The following is a 16,028-nucleotide window of genomic DNA, read 5'->3' as shown; positions in this document are numbered from 1 at the left end:
GAGGAGAACAAATATGATTGGAACGCTTTATGGGGTCGGCGTCGGACCTGGTGACCCAGAACTGATTACAGTAAAAGCATTTAGAATCTTAAAGGAATCATCTGTGATAGCTTATCCAAAAAGCCGCAAAGGCAGTAAAAGCTATGCCCATAAAATCATTGATGTTTATGTCAATCCAAATGAAAAGGAGATGCTTGGGCTTGTTTTTCCAATGACAAAGGACCAGGCTGTCTTAGAAAAAGAATGGACAAACACGGTGGAGTTAGTTTCCGCTAAGCTTTCGGAAGGAAAGGATGTTGCTTTTGTAACGGAAGGGGACCCGCTTTTATATAGCACGTTTATACATATGATGAAGCTGATGAAATCAAAGTACCCGCACATCGCAATCAAAACAATACCTGGAATCTCATCAATTAACGGGGCAGCATCTAGACTTGGACTTCCCTTAGCAGATGGAGATGATAAAATTGCTATCGTTCCTGCGACCGCTGATTATAGTGAAATGAAAAAAGTTATATCGGAAAATGATTGTGTTGTTTTCTTAAAGGTTGCTAAAGTTATTAAGCCAATGTTGGATTTATTAGCGGAATTAAAATTAACTAATAATGCCTCTGTTGTTACTAAGGTTACTTCTGATGAGGAAATCATTTGGAATGTGAACGATTTGAAAGATGTTGATTTAGAATATTTAACGTTAATGGTGGTGCGAAAGTGAAAATCTATTTTATTGGAGCAGGACCTGGTGATCCAGAGTTAATTACAGTGAAAGGCCTACGGCTAATTGAAGAAGCAGATGTGGTACTCTATGCTGATTCGCTTGTGAATGAACAATTGATGCAAAAATGTAAGCTGACTGCGGAAATAGTTAAAACAGCGGGGATGCATTTAGATGAAATGGTTGGTCTTATGGTTTCAAGAGTGAAAGAAGGCAAAAAAGTTGTCCGCGTTCATACTGGCGACCCGGCCGTTTACGGGGCAATTATGGAGCAAATGGCGTTGCTAAAAAAGGAACAGGTAGAAGTAGAAATTATTCCAGGGGTAAGCTCTGTGTTTGCAGCGGCTGCTAGAGTTGGGGCAGAACTAACGATTCCAGAGCTAACGCAAACGGTAATCTTAACAAGAGCCGAGGGCCGAACTCCTGTGCCAGAGTTCGAAAAACTTACACAACTAGCCGAGCATCGCTGTACAATCGCTCTTTTTTTAAGCGCAACATTAACGAAAAAAATCGTTGGAGAATTTTTGGCGGCAGGCTGGGATGAAAAAACGCCGGTAGCTGTTGTTTATAAAGCGACATGGCCTGATGAAAAGATTGTCCGTACAACCTTGGAAAACCTTGATATGGATATGCAAAAAAATGGCATCCGCAAGCAGGCAATGATTTTAGCGGGCTGGGCTTTGGATGAACATATTTGCGACAAAGATTATCGCTCAAAGTTATATGATCAAGCATTTACACATGGCTATCGAAAAGGTGTGAAAGCAGAATGATTTTATTGGAGGAAAACGCGGCAGCACCTATCAAAAATAAAAGTGATTATGCAATTGTAGCAATTACAAAGCATGGCGTACAGCTTGCGCGAAATTTACAGCAAAAATTTGCTGATTCCGATTTATATTATATGAGTAAATTTGCACAAGGCGACGAAAATGAAAAAGAGATCCAGCTTTTTTCAGGCAGTGTTCGCCTATTATTGCCTGCTCTTTTTCAAAATTATAAAGGGATTATCTTATTTGTTTCTTTAGGCGCTGTTGTCCGCATGATTGCACCGCTTCTTAACGATAAAAAAACTGACCCAGGAGTTGTTGTTGTTGATGACCTTGGCTACCATGTGATTAGTGTTTTATCAGGGCATTTAGGTGGTGCAAATGAGTTAACAAGACAAGTCGCATCTTTATTAAATGCCCGTCCAGTCATCACGACTGCTTCCGATGTGCAAAAGACAATTCCCGTTGATCTATTCGGCAGACAATTTAACTGGACGTTGGAATCAGATGAAAAGGTTACTTCTGTTAGTGCGTCAGTAGTTAATGAAGAAAAGGTGGCCGTCATTCAAGAATCTGGAGAACAAAATTGGTGGCATCTTGACTCACAACTTCCAGCTAATATCGTAATCTTTACTTCTACTCAAGAGGCAATCAAGGGCAATCCAGATGCAGCCTTAGTCATTACCCACAGAATTCTTTCAAAGGAAGAAGAAAAGCTGCTGACTAATGGTGTTCTCTATCGACCGAAGGTCATTGTTTTAGGTATGGGCTGTAACCGTGGAACAAGTGCTGCAGAAATTGAACAAGTTATTACGGAAACGTTAGCTGGGTTACATTTTTCTATTAAAAGTGTGAAAGCATTATGTACAATAGACTTGAAGAAAGACGAGGAAGGTTTCCTTAAGACAGTAGCTAAATTCGGCTGGGATTTCGTTGTATATTCTCCCGAAGAGTTAAATCGTGTACCAATTAGTGAACCTTCTGACACCGTTTTTAAATATACAGGCGCGTATGGAGTAAGTGAACCTGCAGCTCGCATTTATAGCGGTTGCAACGAACTTGTGTTAACAAAGAAAAAATCGGGAAATGTAACAATCTCAGTAGCGATTATCAATCATTAGGCTAGCGAAGGGGGAAACAAATGTGTACGAATAGATTAGTAATAGCTGGCACGAATAGCGGTGTAGGTAAAACGACGTTGACAATCGGCTTAATGGCCGCTTTTAAAAAAAGAGGTCTTGCCATACAAGGCTTTAAATGCGGCCCCGATTATATTGATCCAACTTACCATACAGCTGTGACAGGAAGAACTTCCCGCAATCTTGATAGTTGGATGCTGCCACATGATGTTGTTAAAGAGATTTTCAGCCGTGCAAATAAAGATGTTAACCTTTCAATTATAGAAGGTGTTATGGGCCTTTATGATGGGAAAGACCCGCTTACAAATGGAGGAAGTACTGCAGAGATTAGTATGATTATTGATGCACCTGTTTTATTAGTTGTCAATTGTGCAAGCATGGCAAGGAGTGCTGCTGCGATTGTGAAAGGTTTTCAAGTTTTGGAGCCAAAAGTAAAGATTGCCGCTGTTATTGCCAACCGCGTCGGCAGTGAAGGCCACTATAAGCTAGTAAAGGCGGCAATTGAACAAGAATGTGGTATTCCTGTTGTCGGATACTTATTAAAAGAAGATGATATTGAAATTCCGGAACGGCATCTCGGTTTAATTCCAACAATTGAGCGCGGAGAGTTAGAGCCTTTTTTTGAAAAGCTTGGAGAGTTAATGGAGCGAACAATTGATCTGGATAAACTATTAAAAATTGCCGAAACTAGCAAACTTGAAGCACCAACGTCCTCTATATTTAGTCATTCGAAAAAATGTGGAGTGCGGATCGCTGTTGCAAGGGATGCCGCCTTTAATTTTTACTATGAGGAAAATCTTGAATTACTAGAAGCTAAAGGTGCGGAGCTAGTTTATTTTTCTCCATTAAAAGGAGAGGTTTTAGCTAAAGATGTTCATGGTTTATATATTGGCGGTGGTTTTCCCGAGGAGTTTGCGGACAAGCTTTCCGAAATAGAAGCTGTAAAGATTTCCATTAAACAAGCAATTGAAAATGGTATACCAACACTAGCTGAATGCGGCGGCTTCATGTATTTAACGGAATCAATTGAAACAACAGCAGGCGAAATATTTCCAATGGTCGGTGTCATCCCAGGTCGGGTGAAAATGCAAAAACGTCTTGCAGCACTAGGGTACCGTGAAATTTGCGGTGAACAAAATAACTTTCTATTACCACCGGCACTTGAGGCAAAGGGACATGAATTCCATTACTCTACCTTTGAAGCGCAGGAACAAACAGCATTTGCTTATAAAACAAAAGGTATGAGAGGAATAAAAAAGGAAGGGTACATGTCGTACAACCTAATTTCAGGATATACACATTTTCATTTTGCTTCTTGTCCTCAGATGGTTGAAAATTGGTTGAAAAAATGTATGGAGTGGAAGAAAAATGACTAAAGCACTGCCAATTATGATACAGGGTACCCATTCGGATGCTGGGAAAAGTGTCGTAACGACAGGGTTATGTAGAATTTTTCACCAAGACGGCTATAAAACGGCCCCTTTTAAATCACAAAATATGGCGCTTAATTCTTATATTACGATAGATGGCAAAGAAATTGGCAGAGCGCAGGGAGTGCAAGCGGAAGCCGCCTGTGTTGAGGCTACAACAGATATGAATCCGATTTTAATTAAACCGAATAGTGAAAATCATTCACAAATTGTTGTCCATGGCAAACCATATCAAAATATGAAAGCGACAAGCTATCGCCAAGATTTTTATCAAACAGGCTTAAAGATTATCGAAGACGCATATCGTCGTTTAGAAACTGAATTTGCGCGAATTGTCATTGAAGGAGCAGGGAGCCCAGCGGAAGTAAATCTCAATGATAGAGAGCTCGTCAATATGCGGGTGGCTAGGATGGCGAATTCTCCTGTTATCCTTGTTGGTGATATTGAAAAAGGCGGAGTATTTGCTAGTTTAGTAGGAACGTTGGCCCTTTTAGAGGAAGAAGACCGAAATCGAGTGATTGGTGTCATTATCAATAAATTTCGTGGTGATCTTAGTTTATTACAGCCAGGACTTGAGTGGTTTGAACATTATACAGGGAAAAAGGTTTTAGGTGTGATTCCATATGTTCATAACTTAAATATTGATGCAGAGGATTCGGTGATTTTAGCGAATTATTCAACAAAAGAGGATATTACAAAGGATATTGATATCGCCGTCATCCGCTATCCGATGATTTCAAACTTTACTGATGTTGATCCTTTTTTTGCTGAGCATGATTGCCATGTTAGGTTTGTTAGAACTGTTAAAGACCTTGGTGAACCTGATTTAATCATTTTCCCAGGAAGCAAAAATACGATAGAAGATTTACAATTTTTAAAGGAAACAGGATTGGCTAAGGGAATTTTAAAATTGATGCAAAGAAAGCAAACAAAAATTATTGGCATTTGCGGCGGCTATCAAATGCTAGGAAAGAAAATTTCTGACCCGCTAAGGATTGAAACGACTTTAGGAGCAAGCGACGGTCTTTGTTTGTTGCCGGTTGAAACGGTCATAACAAAAGAAAAAATGACAGTTTTGTCTGAAGGAATAATTTTGTATAATAATCAATCGTATCCCGTAAAAGGCTATGAAATCCATATGGGGCAATCGAAGCATGATGGAATCAGTTTTATCCAGCTACAAGGGCGTCAAGATGGCTGTCAGGCGGTAGATGGGAAAGTAATTGGCACCTATTTCCACGGGCTTTTTCATAATGATCAGTTTCGTCATGCTTATTTGAATGAAATCCGTAAAGAAAAAGGGTTGGACCCTATGACGAAGCGCGTCTTCGTCAATGAACTACGGGAGCAAGCTTTTGATTTGCTTGCAGACCATATTCGCAATCATGTAGATTTAAGTTATATTTATGAAAAAATGGAGCAATTCCAAGTGAACGAAAAGCCGTACGCATGAGGTGATTATGATGTCAATTTATCCGATTATGTTGAATTTAGAAAACAAACATTGTGTTGTTGTCGGTGGAGGGACAGTTGCTACAAGAAAAATCATGTCATTATTACAGGCAAAGGCCAATGTTACTGTCGTTAGTCCTGAATGTTCAGCGGAAATTAAGGTGTGGTCGAAAGCTAACCAACTTTATCTGAAAGAGAAGGAATTTGAAAATGGTGATGTTGAGAATGCATTTCTAGTCATTGCTGCAACTAATTCAACTAAAATCAACAAACATGTCTATGAAGCAGTTAGTAGCCAGCAATTAATTAACATTGTCGACCAGCCTGAGCTATGTAATTTTATTGTGCCAACCGTTCTAAATCGTGGCAAGCTGTCAATTGCCATTTCAACATCTGGGGGCAGTCCATCGTTAGCCCAAAAAATTAAACATGATTTAGAAAAAGCTTATGATCATTCCTATGAACAATATATTGATTTTTTAGATGAAACTAGAAAAGAAATAATAGCGAAAATTGATGATTCTAACCTCAAATATATTTTATTAAAGCATTTACTTGATCCAATCTATTTAGACTTAACCCGTCAAGGAAAATATTCTGAGCGAAGAAAATATTTTGAGGATTATGTAAGGAAGGAGGGATATTCGTTGTGATGGATAAAGGTAAAGTTTATATTGTTGGCGCTGGACCTGGTGATCCAAAGTTGATTACGATTCGTGGGCTGGAATGTATTAAAGAAGCAGATGTAATCATTTATGATCGACTAGTGAATAAGGAATTGCTAGATTACAAAAAAGAAAATTGTGAACTCATCTATTGCGGCAAATTACCAGGGAAACATGGCCTCATCCAGGATGAAATCAATAGTCAACTAGTTGAACATGCCAACAATGGAAAAATTGTGACAAGGTTAAAAGGGGGCGACCCGTTTATCTTTGGTCGTGGTGCAGAGGAAGCAGAAATTTTAAAAGAGAATCATTTAGATTTTGAGATTGTTCCCGGAATATCTGCGGGTATTGCTGCACCGGCATACGCTGGCATACCGGTAACACATCGTCATTATGCTTCAAGCTTTGCCATTGTCACTGCCCATGGCCGTGCCGAAAAAGATCAAGACCATATAAATTGGCAAGCATTAGCAGAAGGTATTGATACGCTTGCTTTTTATATGGGTGTTGGTAATTTGCATTATATTTGCGAACAACTAATGAAGTACGGAAAGCCGAGAGCAACACCTGTTGCGATTATTCACTGGGGAACTACAAATTCACAAAAAACAATAATTGGCACACTTGAAGATATCGAAGAAAAATGCATCTCTGCTAAAATAACAAATCCATCGATTATTGTCGTTGGTGAAGTTGTTACATTGAGAGATAAAATTCGTTGGTTTAATGAATTAGAATTATAAATTTTTTATGAAAATAATATGTAATAAAGTGGGCATGCTCCTAAATTGTGGTAATATAAGAGTAGAGATAGTTTACTATTGGAATTCTATACTTTGATTTGGGGTGCCACAATGAAGGAATTTGTCGTCAAGTTAGCGTTAGCTAAAGAAATTGAAGAGCTACGAAGACAACTTGGTGAAGAATGGAAGCAAACTCACCTGCTGTCAAATCCGGCAATTGTTAAATTAAGTCAAAGACTTGATGTGAAAATAAATCAATATCAAAACTTAAGTAAGAAATAGGTTTTATAGTTTCCGTAAGCCGATTATCGCTATAAATGTAGCAATAATTGGCTTAGGAATCTATTTATACTATACTTCAATTGTCTCTGGATCGTATATTTTATGTAGTCCGTATTTATGTAAAATTTCATGTTTAGTATATGTCGAAAGATTTAAAAGATTTGAAACAAACATTTCGATAGAAGCTGCATATTTTCTTTCGTCATCAATAAAGGGATCTATTTCATTGCAAAAATTGTACCAAAGTTCTAAACTAAAACCAACTACGTCGATAGGATACTCATTTCTCATTGAATAATAGAGTATCCATGCCACAGTTTGTTGCTGTTGATCCATTAAATCATCAATTAAATGAGATACTTCAGTATGTAATTTTTTTGTGAATTGATCCTTTTTGCTTTTAAAACAGATAATATTTTCCATTTTAAATCTTCCTCTCTAGTTGGTTACTAAAATCATACCATTTTAAGGTGGTAAAATAAAGTAAATATTCTAAATATTATGAATGAGATAAAATTTGTTGAACTATAGTTCTTTTTACAGTTATTTCAATAGTTCTTAGCAAATACTATTTAAAAAAGCTTAGAAATCAAATATAATAGAAATAATATTTTTTATGGAAGGGCGAAAAGGATGACTCAAAACAATAAAGGTATTTTATTAGAAAGTGGTACGAACGAACTAGAAATTGTTGAGTTTGGAGTAGGTGATAATAAATTTGGTATAAACGTAATTAAAGTAAAAGAAATTATTAACCCTGTTCCAGTTACAGCTGTGCCCCATGCACATCGCTCAGTTGAGGGAATTATTACACTTCGTGGGGAAGTATTGCCTGTTGTGAATATGTCAACTGTGCTTGATTTTCCACCTTCTGAAAATCCGAAACATGACAAATTCATCGTTTGTGAATTCAATAAAACGAAAATAGTTTTTCATGTCCATACAGTATCGCAAATTCATCGCATTTCATGGAATCAAATTGAAAAGCCAAATGAAATGTATACTGGTCTTGAAAGCCAAATCATTGGTGTTATTAAGATGAATGATGAAATGGTGCTTCTTTTAGACTACGAAAAAATTGTCGTTGATATTAACCCTGAATCAGGCATTAGTATTGAGCGCTTAAAGGGGCTTGGACCGCGAGAACGATCAAGTAAGTGCATTGTCATTGCTGAAGATTCTGCATTGCTTCGAAAACTTCTAGAGGAAACGCTCGAGCAAGCTGGCTACAGCAGGCTATCATTCTTTGAAAATGGCCAAGATGCATTAGAGTATTTAGAAGGCATTGTTTCTTCAGGCAAAAATATTACAGATGAAGTTCAAATGGTTATTACCGATATTGAAATGCCGAAAATGGATGGACATCATTTAACAAAACGAATTAAAGATAATAATGAATTAAAGGTATTGCCTGTTGTCATTTTCTCTTCTCTTATTACCGATGATTTGCGCCATAAAGGTGAAGTGGTTGGAGCAACGGAGCAAGTAAGTAAACCAGAAATTCTCGAACTAGTCAAACTTATTGACAAATACGTAATTTAATTAAAAATGAAGAGAATGTCCAAAAAATTGGGCATTCTCGATTACGCTGATTCCCGTTATATCAACGATAATGTAAGAAAAACGACTTGCGGGAGAATGATATTTTATGAAATATGTAATGCTAGATAATGTAAATCAAGGTGAAAGATTAGGAGAAACGATTTATACTAGTGATGGGAGGGTCCTTCTTGAAGAAGGAATCGTCCTTACGATTGGTTTGATTTCAAGATTGCGACAAATGGGAGTTAATGCTATTTTTTTAAAAGATGATCGTTTAGAGGACGTAGAGGTTGAAGAAGTAGTAACTGAAGCAACTAGACGGGAAACAATTCAAATGTTTGCAGAATCTGCTCAATATATACAAAATGGAAAAAAAGATTTAAATATGAAGGAAATAAGCAAATCAGTTGAAAAAATTATTGAGGAAATTCTTCTAAATCAAAATATTTTGATTAGTTTAACAGACATTCGTACGAATGATGACGCCTTATTTGCCCATTCGACAAACGTCTGTGTTATGTCCGTTTTAATCGGTATTAAGCTTGGTTTAAGCAAGAGTGAAATAAAAGATTTAGCGATTGGCGCTTTGTTTCATGATATTGGTAAAATAGTTGATCCTAGTAAGTTAGATCGGGGTACGATGAATGATGCAGGAGAAACAAGTGATCATACATGGGTTGGTTTTAATTTTTTAAGGAAAAAACATGAAATTAGCACTGTTGCTGCCCATGTAGCTCTTGGGCATCATGAACATTTCGATGGAAGCGGCTATCCGAGAAAAATCTCTGGTGATCAAATACCGCTATTTGCAAAAATAGTGGCGGTGGCAAATTCTTATGATAATTTAGTATCACCTTTAGAAGGAGAGCCACTGCATCCGCACGAGGCATGCGAACGTATTCTCGCTCTTACGAATGTTTATTTTGATCACCAAGTTGTTTGGGAATTTTTGCGTTCTGTTGCCTTTTATCCTACTGGAAGACAAGTAAAGCTAACGACGGGAGAAACAGGCTTTATTGTGGGCCAAAATCACGGGTTACCACAACGACCAATCGTTCGGGTTTTTGATGTAAATAAACGTTCAAAATTTGATGATTATCTTGTGAAAGAAATTAATTTAGGAAAAGAAACGACCATCTTTATTACGAAGGTTCTTTAAAAATATTGAAAATCGCCTTTGGTATATTCTCCAAAGGCGATTTAAGATTGTTGTTTATTAAAAGTACGTCTGGCCTAACTTTTTGAAAACTGGCTTTGTGTATTTGCTTTTTGTATGTGAGCTTTGATGATTATTTAGTGCGGCAGTGTTGTCTTGAATGCCAGTGTAGCTTTGTAATATTTGCTTTGCCTTTGAAAGTGGTAAGTTTGTTTTGGGGTTTCGATAGCTTTCACTTAGTTCACCAAGATGTGGTAGCACCACAAAATCAGCCTTTTCCGGCGGTATATGAAAATAATAATCCCCAACGGATACAAGTAAATCTGAGCGTTGTTGACTATTTTTAGGATTTTTAGAAAAGTGAAGACCAATTTTTTTTGCTTTTCCATCTTGAATTAGTTTCTCTACTGTTTTTTTCTTTAAGTAGTAAAGAAATTTCGGATTTGGGGCGGTTTTTGCGTGTCGATTCACGATGAAGAGGGCACGGGAGAGTTCTTCGATTGTATGCTCCATTGTATAAGCTCCTTTCGCATTATTTCTATTATTATACACTTGTAAGCGAATTCCAACAACAAAAATGTGAAGTTTTAGGACAAGTTTATGAAGAGCGTTCTTTTATTTAAAAAGTCATAGGCAGTAGAAGTGAAAACATGATACTATTACATAGTAATATACTAAAAATACTGCTAGATTATTGAGACTAGGAGGGATGTAGATGAAAAAGCTTTTATACGTTGTTGTATCATGTATATTATTGTTTACATTGTCTGCCTGTAATTCATCGAAAAAAGAGGGTGAAGAGAGGGCGCAAGATTCAGAAAATATGAAGATGGAATATAATATAAAAACAAAAGAATGGTCGCCACTGATGATGCAATACGGGAAAGAACATACACTTGAAGCCTATGCTTTTGCTGCTGAACATTCAGAAGTGCTAGATTATATGCCATGCTATTGTGGGTGTTATGAAACCGATGGTCATACGAATAATACAGCCTGTTTTATAGATTCAATTGACGGAGATATTGCAACTTTAGATAGTATGGGGCTTGGCTGAGGGATTTGTGTTGATATAGCCCGTGAGGCTAAACAAGAGTATGAAAAAGGCACAGATTTAAAAACGATTCGTAAAATTGTTGATGAAAAATATGGGAACAATGGTGTTGATTCAACACCAACACCAATGCCTGAATAATAATAAAAAAGTTGACTCCTTTGAGTCAGCTTTTTCTATTTATTCTTGCAAAATTTGTTTTATAATTATAATAAAAGATATGAATCAACTTGCAGATGGGAATGATTGTGATGCAAGAGAAATACGGAATTATTGATATAGGTTCAAATACAATGAGGCTTGTCATCTATCGCCATGAAAAAATCGGCGGCTTTAAGGAAATAGAAAATATTAAGTCTGTTGCTCGTCTTCGGAATTACTTAAATGAGGAAAACTGTTTAAATGAAAGCGGCATTAAAATCTTACTAAATACATTAAAGTATTTTGCGGAAATTACGACTTTCCATGCCGTTACAACTATTAAAGTAGTAGCTACAGCAACAATTCGTCATGCCAAAAATCAACAAGAAATTCTCAGGGAAATTCGCGCCCATACAAACTTGAATGTTAGAATCCTTTCGGATTATGAGGAAGCTTATTATGGGTATCTAGCCGTAGTAAACTCAACTTCGCTTACCGAGGGAATTACAATTGATATAGGGGGCGGAAGCACCGAAGTTACTTATTTTAAAGATCGCAAGCTTATATATTATCATAGCTTTCCATTTGGTGTCCTTACTTTAAGGCAACAATTTATGGCTGAGGCGATTCCGACTGTTGAGGAGCTTTTAGAGCTGCAAGCTTATTTAATAAAAGAAATATCCACCGTTAATTGGTTAAAGGATAAAAAAATACCAATCATCGGAATTGGTGGAAGTGCCCGCAATATTGCCCAAATTGACCAAAGGAGCAAACTTTATCCTTTAGGTGGCCTTCACCAATACAAAATGAATGGCACTGATCTTATTAATGTAAAAAATAGTTTGACAGGCTTATCATTAGCAGAGTTAAAAAGGATGGAAGGTCTTTCTGAAGACCGTGCCGATATTATTTTCCCGGCGCTTGAAGTTTTTCATGTAATGTATCAAGTTACAAATGCTTCCGCTTTTATTTTGAGTCGAAAAGGCTTACGGGAAGGCGTTTTTTTTGAGGAATTATTGAAGCCAATCGGGATAAAAATGTTTCCCGATGTTATTGAGGAAAGCCTTTTTGAAATAGAATATGAATATGGGATTCATACGAATAATGTTATTCAAGTATCGCGAATTGCTGTTACTATTTTGAGGTTATTACAAAAAATGGGTTTTCATTGCATCACAGCTGCACATCTTCGTGAGGCTAAACGAGCTGCTCTTCTATTTCAATTAGGCCGATATATTGATGATGAAGGAAGCAGCCAGCATACATTCTATGTTCTTGCCAATCGAACGATTGATGGCCTTATGCATCGTGAGAGGCTACGCTTGGCGGCGATTGCATCGTATAAATCAAAGACAATCTTAAAGCAATATTTAGAGCCATTTAAGGAGTGGATTTCGAAGGATGAATTAAACGTAATTAAAATTTTAGGGGCAGTATTGCGTTTTGCCTATGCTCTAAATGAAACAAAACGAAATATCGTTGAGGGGATTGAAATTACTGAGGAAGGGGAAAATCTGATCATTGATATTATCTGTATAAATAATTGGCAGGCAGAACGATATCAAGCTGAAAAGCAGAAAAAGCATTTGGAAAAAGCATTAAAACGGGATATTATTCTTCATTTTACATGTAGGGAGGCAACTCACCCATGAATGCAGTGGAAAGTAAACAAATTGATTTAGGGCATCCGCATTTTTACAATAACCGTGAGCTGAGCTGGCTAGCATTTAACGAAAGAGTTCTACAGGAGGCAATGGATGAAACAAATCCGCTTGGAGAAAGGTTGAAGTTTTTAGCAATTTTCAGCTCGAATTTGGATGAATTTTTTATGGTTCGTGTTGCTGGGCTAAAAGATCAAGTGAAGGCTGGATTTAATAAACCTGAAAACAAATCAGGATTAACTCCGAAAAAGCAGCTATCAGCGATTTCAAAGAAAAACCACCAAATTGTTGATTTGCAATATAGCACCTACAAAGAAGAACTATTGCCGCTCTTAGAAAAAGAAAATATTTTCATTCGAAAAATGAATGAGGTAACAGCTGAGCAGCATGCTTATTTAGAAAAGTTGTTTGATGAGCAAATTTTCCCAGTATTAACGCCAATGGCGATTGATGCGTACCGTCCATTTCCAATTCTCGCTAATAAAAGTATTAACCTAGCCATTATGCTTACCGATCCGTTAGAGGAAGAAGAACGCCATCAAGAAAAATTTGCCCTTGTTCAAGTGCCCGCTGTGTTGGAACGATTTATTAGGATTCCTTCCTATGATGGATCACAATTATATGTCATGCTTGAAAATATAATCAGCCATTTTATTCACAAGCTTTTCAAAGGCTTTTTTGTAAATTTAATCTCTACATTTAGAATTACTAGAAATGCTGATATGACGATTCATGAAGAAGGTGCCCGCGACCTTCTAATGGAAATTGAAAAAGAGTTAAAAAAAAGGAAGTGGGGGGCTGCTGTACGTTTAGAGGTTTGTGAAGATTCGATAGATCGTAAGATTTTGAAGTTTTTAACCAATGTCCTTGAAATTCATGAAAAGGATATTTATTATCTGAACGGTCCTTTGGATTTTACATTTTTATTTAGCTTTTACAAAGAGATTACCGCAAAAAAAGAACATTTATCTTATCAAGCTTTAATTCCGCAGCCTCCATTAGATTTAATTGGAGAAGACGATATTTTTGGGGCAATAATAAAAAAAGATATTCTATTGCATCACCCGTATGAATCGTTTGAGGCAGTTGTCGATTTCATCTCACAGGCTGCTGATGACCCAGATGTGTTAGCAATTAAGCAAACGCTTTACCGTGTTAGCGGCGATTCTCCGATTATTGAATCATTAAAAAGAGCGGCCGGAAATGGCAAGCAAGTCACCGTGTTAGTGGAGTTAAAGGCACGCTTTGATGAAGAAAAAAATGTCCATTGGGCAAAAGAACTTGAAAAAGCGGGCTGCCATGTTATTTATGGGATGAATCACTTAAAAACACATAGCAAGATTACGTTAGTCGTACGGAAAAGAAATCAAAAGATTGAGCGCTTTGTCCATCTTGGCACTGGCAATTATAATGATGTTACCGCTAAAATATATACAGATTTGGGCTTATTTACGGCAAATAAAGAAATTGGCATTGATGCTACTAATTTTTTTAATTTTTTGAGCGGTTATACAGAAAAACCGCATTACCATTACTTATCTGTTTCACCTTTTGATATTCGCAAAGATTTAATCGGGCTCATTGAAGATGAAATTAAATTTCACAAAAAATATAACAACGGAAAAATGATTCTTAAAATGAATTCTTTAACAGATAAAGAATTAATTATGAAGCTATATGAGGCATCGATTGCTGGTGTAAAAATCGATTTAATTGTGCGCGGTATTTGCTGCTTAAAGGCTCGTGTCAGTGGGGTCAGCGAAAATATTCGGGTTCGAAGTGTAATTGGGCGTTTTTTAGAGCATAGCCGTATTTATTATTTTTATCATAATGGTGCGGAGAAAATTTTTCTCTCTTCCGCTGATATGATGACTAGAAATATGGTAAGGCGTGTTGAAATATTATTTCCTCTCCTTGATGATGGAATAAAAAGAAGAGTAAAAAAAATCTTGACGATTACGAATTCTGATAATGTCAAAGCACGCGAAATGGATGAAGATGGGACTTATCATTATGTAGAAAGGCTTCTGAATGAAGAGGTGATTAACAGCCAGACGCTATTATACGAGATGGCGTACAATGTAGAAGATGATGAGGAATAATCTATATAGGTCATATTGATTTATGTTGTATCAATATATTCCATCAGCCGATTATTGCTTCCTAAAGTGATTGGACACTACAATGATTCGATATATTATAAGTCTCTAAGCGGACACGAATGCAACATCTGGGCAACTCAAAGAAGTGAGACTGCATTCGTGTTTTTTCCGCTTAGAGACTTGAAGGTTGTAACTAACCATCAGTTTCAAGCTGTGTCCAATCAAACTCGGTCGCAATAATCGTCTTATGGAATATTTTTGTATGCAACAAACACTTTTGTATCCCGTTTGTCTTAAATAGCTTTCAGTGTAAATATGGTCAATTCCGGCGGGCAAAGGAAGCGAAACGGAATTCTTGTTGTGCCGATTCCTCTATTAACATACAGCTGTGTAGATCCCACTTGATAAAAACCTTCAACATAACTTGTTGCCCCAGCAGGAGTAAATAGTGGTCCAAAAAAAGGCAACTGAATTTGGCCGCCATGGCTATGGCCTGAAAGCTGGACATCAACAGGGAAGCCTTGAATCGTTTCCACTAAATCCGGTTGATGTGCGAGAAGTATGGAAAATATCTCAGGCTTAACAGCTTGTAATGCTTTTTCAGGATTTGGTTTTCCTAACAGCCCATCATCAAGGCCACAAACATAAATATAATCATTCGTTTTATTATAAATTTTTTTATGTTGGTTGATGAGCAGTTCAAAGTCCGCTTCTTTCATTATCATTTTAATAATTTCCGAGCCATAGCCGCCATGGTCATGGTTCCCATAAATGGAATATTTCCCTAAAGGGGCGTGTAGCTCTTTTAATAATTGGGTGACTTGGCCGATTTCTTTAAATTTATTAGGTGCATCCATTAAATCGCCAGTGAAAAGGATCATATCAGCTGCCATTTCATTGATAAGATTGATAAGATCGGAGAATTGTTCAACTGTGTAATTGAAGCCAAGATGGATATCACTAAATAAAACGATTTTCATTCCATCAAAACTTGCAGGAATTTTTGTTGATTGTAATTCGTGTTTTGTGATTTTAAGCTGTTTTGGTTCTATGTAGCGTGCATATCCTAAGCCCATTGTTAAGGTAAAAATTGCCCCGAGGCTAAGCTTATAAATTTGTTTTAAAAATGATCTCCTCGTCATTTTTGTACTTTCTATTTTCATACAGATCAAC

General features: G+C 36.9%; 17 protein-coding genes. 14 read left to right on the top strand and 3 right to left on the bottom strand.

What is annotated here, in order from left to right; translation table 11 throughout:
- Positions 1–13: 13 nt before the first annotated feature.
- The 8 genes from cobI (at position 14) to GX497_12160 (ending at position 7,199) form a co-directional block, all read left to right on the top strand.
- Positions 14–715, top strand: coding sequence for a precorrin-2 C(20)-methyltransferase (cobI, locus tag GX497_12195; GenBank protein HHY73951.1), 702 nt, complete (start codon positions 14–16; stop codon positions 713–715).
- On the top strand, positions 712–1,488 hold the full coding sequence (cobM, locus tag GX497_12190) for a precorrin-4 C(11)-methyltransferase (GenBank protein ID HHY73950.1): 777 nt from the start codon (positions 712–714) through the stop codon (positions 1,486–1,488). Before cobI ends, cobM begins: the two co-directional genes overlap by 4 nt.
- Positions 1,485–2,606, top strand: coding sequence for a cobalamin biosynthesis protein CbiG (locus tag GX497_12185; GenBank protein HHY73949.1), 1,122 nt, complete (start codon positions 1,485–1,487; stop codon positions 2,604–2,606). The genes cobM and GX497_12185 overlap by 4 nt, the downstream gene beginning before the upstream one ends.
- A 20-nt stretch (positions 2,607–2,626) precedes the next feature.
- The gene (locus GX497_12180) at positions 2,627–4,000 is read left to right on the top strand and encodes a cobyrinate a,c-diamide synthase (GenBank protein HHY73948.1); all 1,374 of its coding nucleotides are present in this window, start codon (positions 2,627–2,629) and stop codon (positions 3,998–4,000) included.
- Complete coding sequence (locus GX497_12175; protein HHY73947.1) at positions 3,993–5,507, top strand: cobyric acid synthase; 1,515 nt, start codon at positions 3,993–3,995, stop codon at positions 5,505–5,507. Before GX497_12180 ends, GX497_12175 begins: the two co-directional genes overlap by 8 nt.
- A gap of 7 nt (positions 5,508–5,514) precedes the next feature.
- On the top strand, positions 5,515–6,159 hold the full coding sequence (locus GX497_12170) for an NAD(P)-binding protein (protein HHY73946.1): 645 nt from the start codon (positions 5,515–5,517) through the stop codon (positions 6,157–6,159).
- Positions 6,159–6,917 carry a uroporphyrinogen-III C-methyltransferase gene (gene cobA, locus GX497_12165; GenBank protein HHY73945.1) on the top strand — a complete coding sequence of 253 codons (759 nt, stop codon included), beginning with the start codon at positions 6,159–6,161 and terminating at the stop codon, positions 6,915–6,917. The genes GX497_12170 and cobA overlap by 1 nt, the downstream gene beginning before the upstream one ends.
- 111 nt (positions 6,918–7,028) lie before the next feature.
- Complete coding sequence (locus GX497_12160) at positions 7,029–7,199, top strand: aspartyl-phosphate phosphatase Spo0E family protein (protein HHY73944.1); 171 nt, start codon at positions 7,029–7,031, stop codon at positions 7,197–7,199.
- Between the two features lie 69 nt (positions 7,200–7,268).
- On the opposite strand, the gene GX497_12155 is transcribed toward GX497_12160, so the two are convergent.
- A complete protein-coding gene (locus tag GX497_12155; protein ID HHY73943.1) occupies positions 7,269–7,622 on the bottom strand; it encodes a hypothetical protein in 354 nt (117 codons plus the stop codon).
- A gap of 210 nt (positions 7,623–7,832) precedes the next feature.
- On the opposite strand from GX497_12155, the gene GX497_12150 reads away from it, so the two are divergent.
- Both GX497_12150 and GX497_12145 read left to right on the top strand, forming a co-directional pair.
- On the top strand, positions 7,833–8,741 hold the full coding sequence (locus GX497_12150; protein HHY73942.1) for a chemotaxis protein CheV: 909 nt from the start codon (positions 7,833–7,835) through the stop codon (positions 8,739–8,741).
- A gap of 106 nt (positions 8,742–8,847) precedes the next feature.
- Positions 8,848–9,900, top strand: a complete 1,053-nt coding sequence (locus GX497_12145) for an HD domain-containing protein (GenBank protein HHY73941.1) — start codon at positions 8,848–8,850, stop codon at positions 9,898–9,900.
- Positions 9,901–9,957: 57 nt separating this feature from the next.
- On the opposite strand, the gene GX497_12140 is transcribed toward GX497_12145, so the two are convergent.
- Positions 9,958–10,410, bottom strand: a complete 453-nt coding sequence (locus GX497_12140) for a hypothetical protein (protein ID HHY73940.1) — start codon at positions 10,408–10,410, stop codon at positions 9,958–9,960.
- Between the two features lie 202 nt (positions 10,411–10,612).
- On the opposite strand from GX497_12140, the gene GX497_12135 reads away from it, so the two are divergent.
- The 4 genes from GX497_12135 to GX497_12120 all read left to right on the top strand — a co-directional run bounded on the left by GX497_12135 (position 10,613) and on the right by GX497_12120 (position 14,855).
- Positions 10,613–10,954, top strand: a complete 342-nt coding sequence (locus GX497_12135) for a hypothetical protein (GenBank protein HHY73939.1) — start codon at positions 10,613–10,615, stop codon at positions 10,952–10,954.
- Positions 10,955–10,957: 3 nt separating this feature from the next.
- Complete coding sequence (locus GX497_12130) at positions 10,958–11,092, top strand: hypothetical protein (GenBank protein HHY73938.1); 135 nt, start codon at positions 10,958–10,960, stop codon at positions 11,090–11,092.
- 110 nt (positions 11,093–11,202) lie between these two features.
- Positions 11,203–12,744: a Ppx/GppA family phosphatase gene (locus GX497_12125; GenBank protein HHY73937.1), complete on the top strand. Its 1,542-nt coding sequence runs from the start codon at positions 11,203–11,205 to the stop codon at positions 12,742–12,744.
- A complete protein-coding gene (locus GX497_12120; protein ID HHY73936.1) occupies positions 12,741–14,855 on the top strand; it encodes an RNA degradosome polyphosphate kinase in 2,115 nt (704 codons plus the stop codon). The genes GX497_12125 and GX497_12120 overlap by 4 nt, the downstream gene beginning before the upstream one ends.
- A gap of 293 nt (positions 14,856–15,148) precedes the next feature.
- On the opposite strand, the gene GX497_12115 is transcribed toward GX497_12120, so the two are convergent.
- Positions 15,149–16,018, bottom strand: a complete 870-nt coding sequence (locus GX497_12115; protein HHY73935.1) for a metallophosphoesterase — start codon at positions 16,016–16,018, stop codon at positions 15,149–15,151.
- Between the last annotated feature and the right edge of the window lie 10 nt (positions 16,019–16,028).

Origin of the sequence: Bacillus sp. (in: firmicutes) (assembly GCA_012842745.1) — a bacterium.
Taxonomy (GTDB): Bacteria; Bacillota; Bacilli; order Bacillales; family Bacillaceae_J; genus Schinkia.
The sequence above is the reverse complement of the archived record's forward strand: the minus strand, read 5'-3'. Positions and strand labels throughout refer to the sequence as shown.

Bases quoted from the DNA above. Each gene is read 5' to 3' on its own strand.
- GX497_12115 (HHY73935.1), bottom strand. From the start codon at position 16,018: ATGAAAATAGAAAGTACAAAAATGACGAGGAGATCATTTTTAAAACAA.
- GX497_12185 (HHY73949.1), top strand. From the start codon at position 1,485: ATGATTTTATTGGAGGAAAACGCGGCAGCACCTATCAAAAATAAAAGT.
- GX497_12160 (HHY73944.1), top strand. From the start codon at position 7,029: ATGAAGGAATTTGTCGTCAAGTTAGCGTTAGCTAAAGAAATTGAAGAG.
- GX497_12145 (HHY73941.1), top strand. From the start codon at position 8,848: ATGAAATATGTAATGCTAGATAATGTAAATCAAGGTGAAAGATTAGGA.
- GX497_12135 (HHY73939.1), top strand. From the start codon at position 10,613: ATGAAAAAGCTTTTATACGTTGTTGTATCATGTATATTATTGTTTACA.
- GX497_12150 (HHY73942.1), top strand. From the start codon at position 7,833: ATGACTCAAAACAATAAAGGTATTTTATTAGAAAGTGGTACGAACGAA.
- GX497_12125 (HHY73937.1), top strand. From the start codon at position 11,203: ATGCAAGAGAAATACGGAATTATTGATATAGGTTCAAATACAATGAGG.
- GX497_12140 (HHY73940.1), bottom strand. From the start codon at position 10,410: ATGGAGCATACAATCGAAGAACTCTCCCGTGCCCTCTTCATCGTGAAT.
- cobA (HHY73945.1), top strand. From the start codon at position 6,159: ATGGATAAAGGTAAAGTTTATATTGTTGGCGCTGGACCTGGTGATCCA.
- GX497_12120 (HHY73936.1), top strand. From the start codon at position 12,741: ATGAATGCAGTGGAAAGTAAACAAATTGATTTAGGGCATCCGCATTTT.
- GX497_12155 (HHY73943.1), bottom strand. From the start codon at position 7,622: ATGGAAAATATTATCTGTTTTAAAAGCAAAAAGGATCAATTCACAAAA.
- GX497_12170 (HHY73946.1), top strand. From the start codon at position 5,515: ATGATGTCAATTTATCCGATTATGTTGAATTTAGAAAACAAACATTGT.
- GX497_12175 (HHY73947.1), top strand. From the start codon at position 3,993: ATGACTAAAGCACTGCCAATTATGATACAGGGTACCCATTCGGATGCT.
- cobI (HHY73951.1), top strand. From the start codon at position 14: ATGATTGGAACGCTTTATGGGGTCGGCGTCGGACCTGGTGACCCAGAA.
- GX497_12180 (HHY73948.1), top strand. From the start codon at position 2,627: ATGTGTACGAATAGATTAGTAATAGCTGGCACGAATAGCGGTGTAGGT.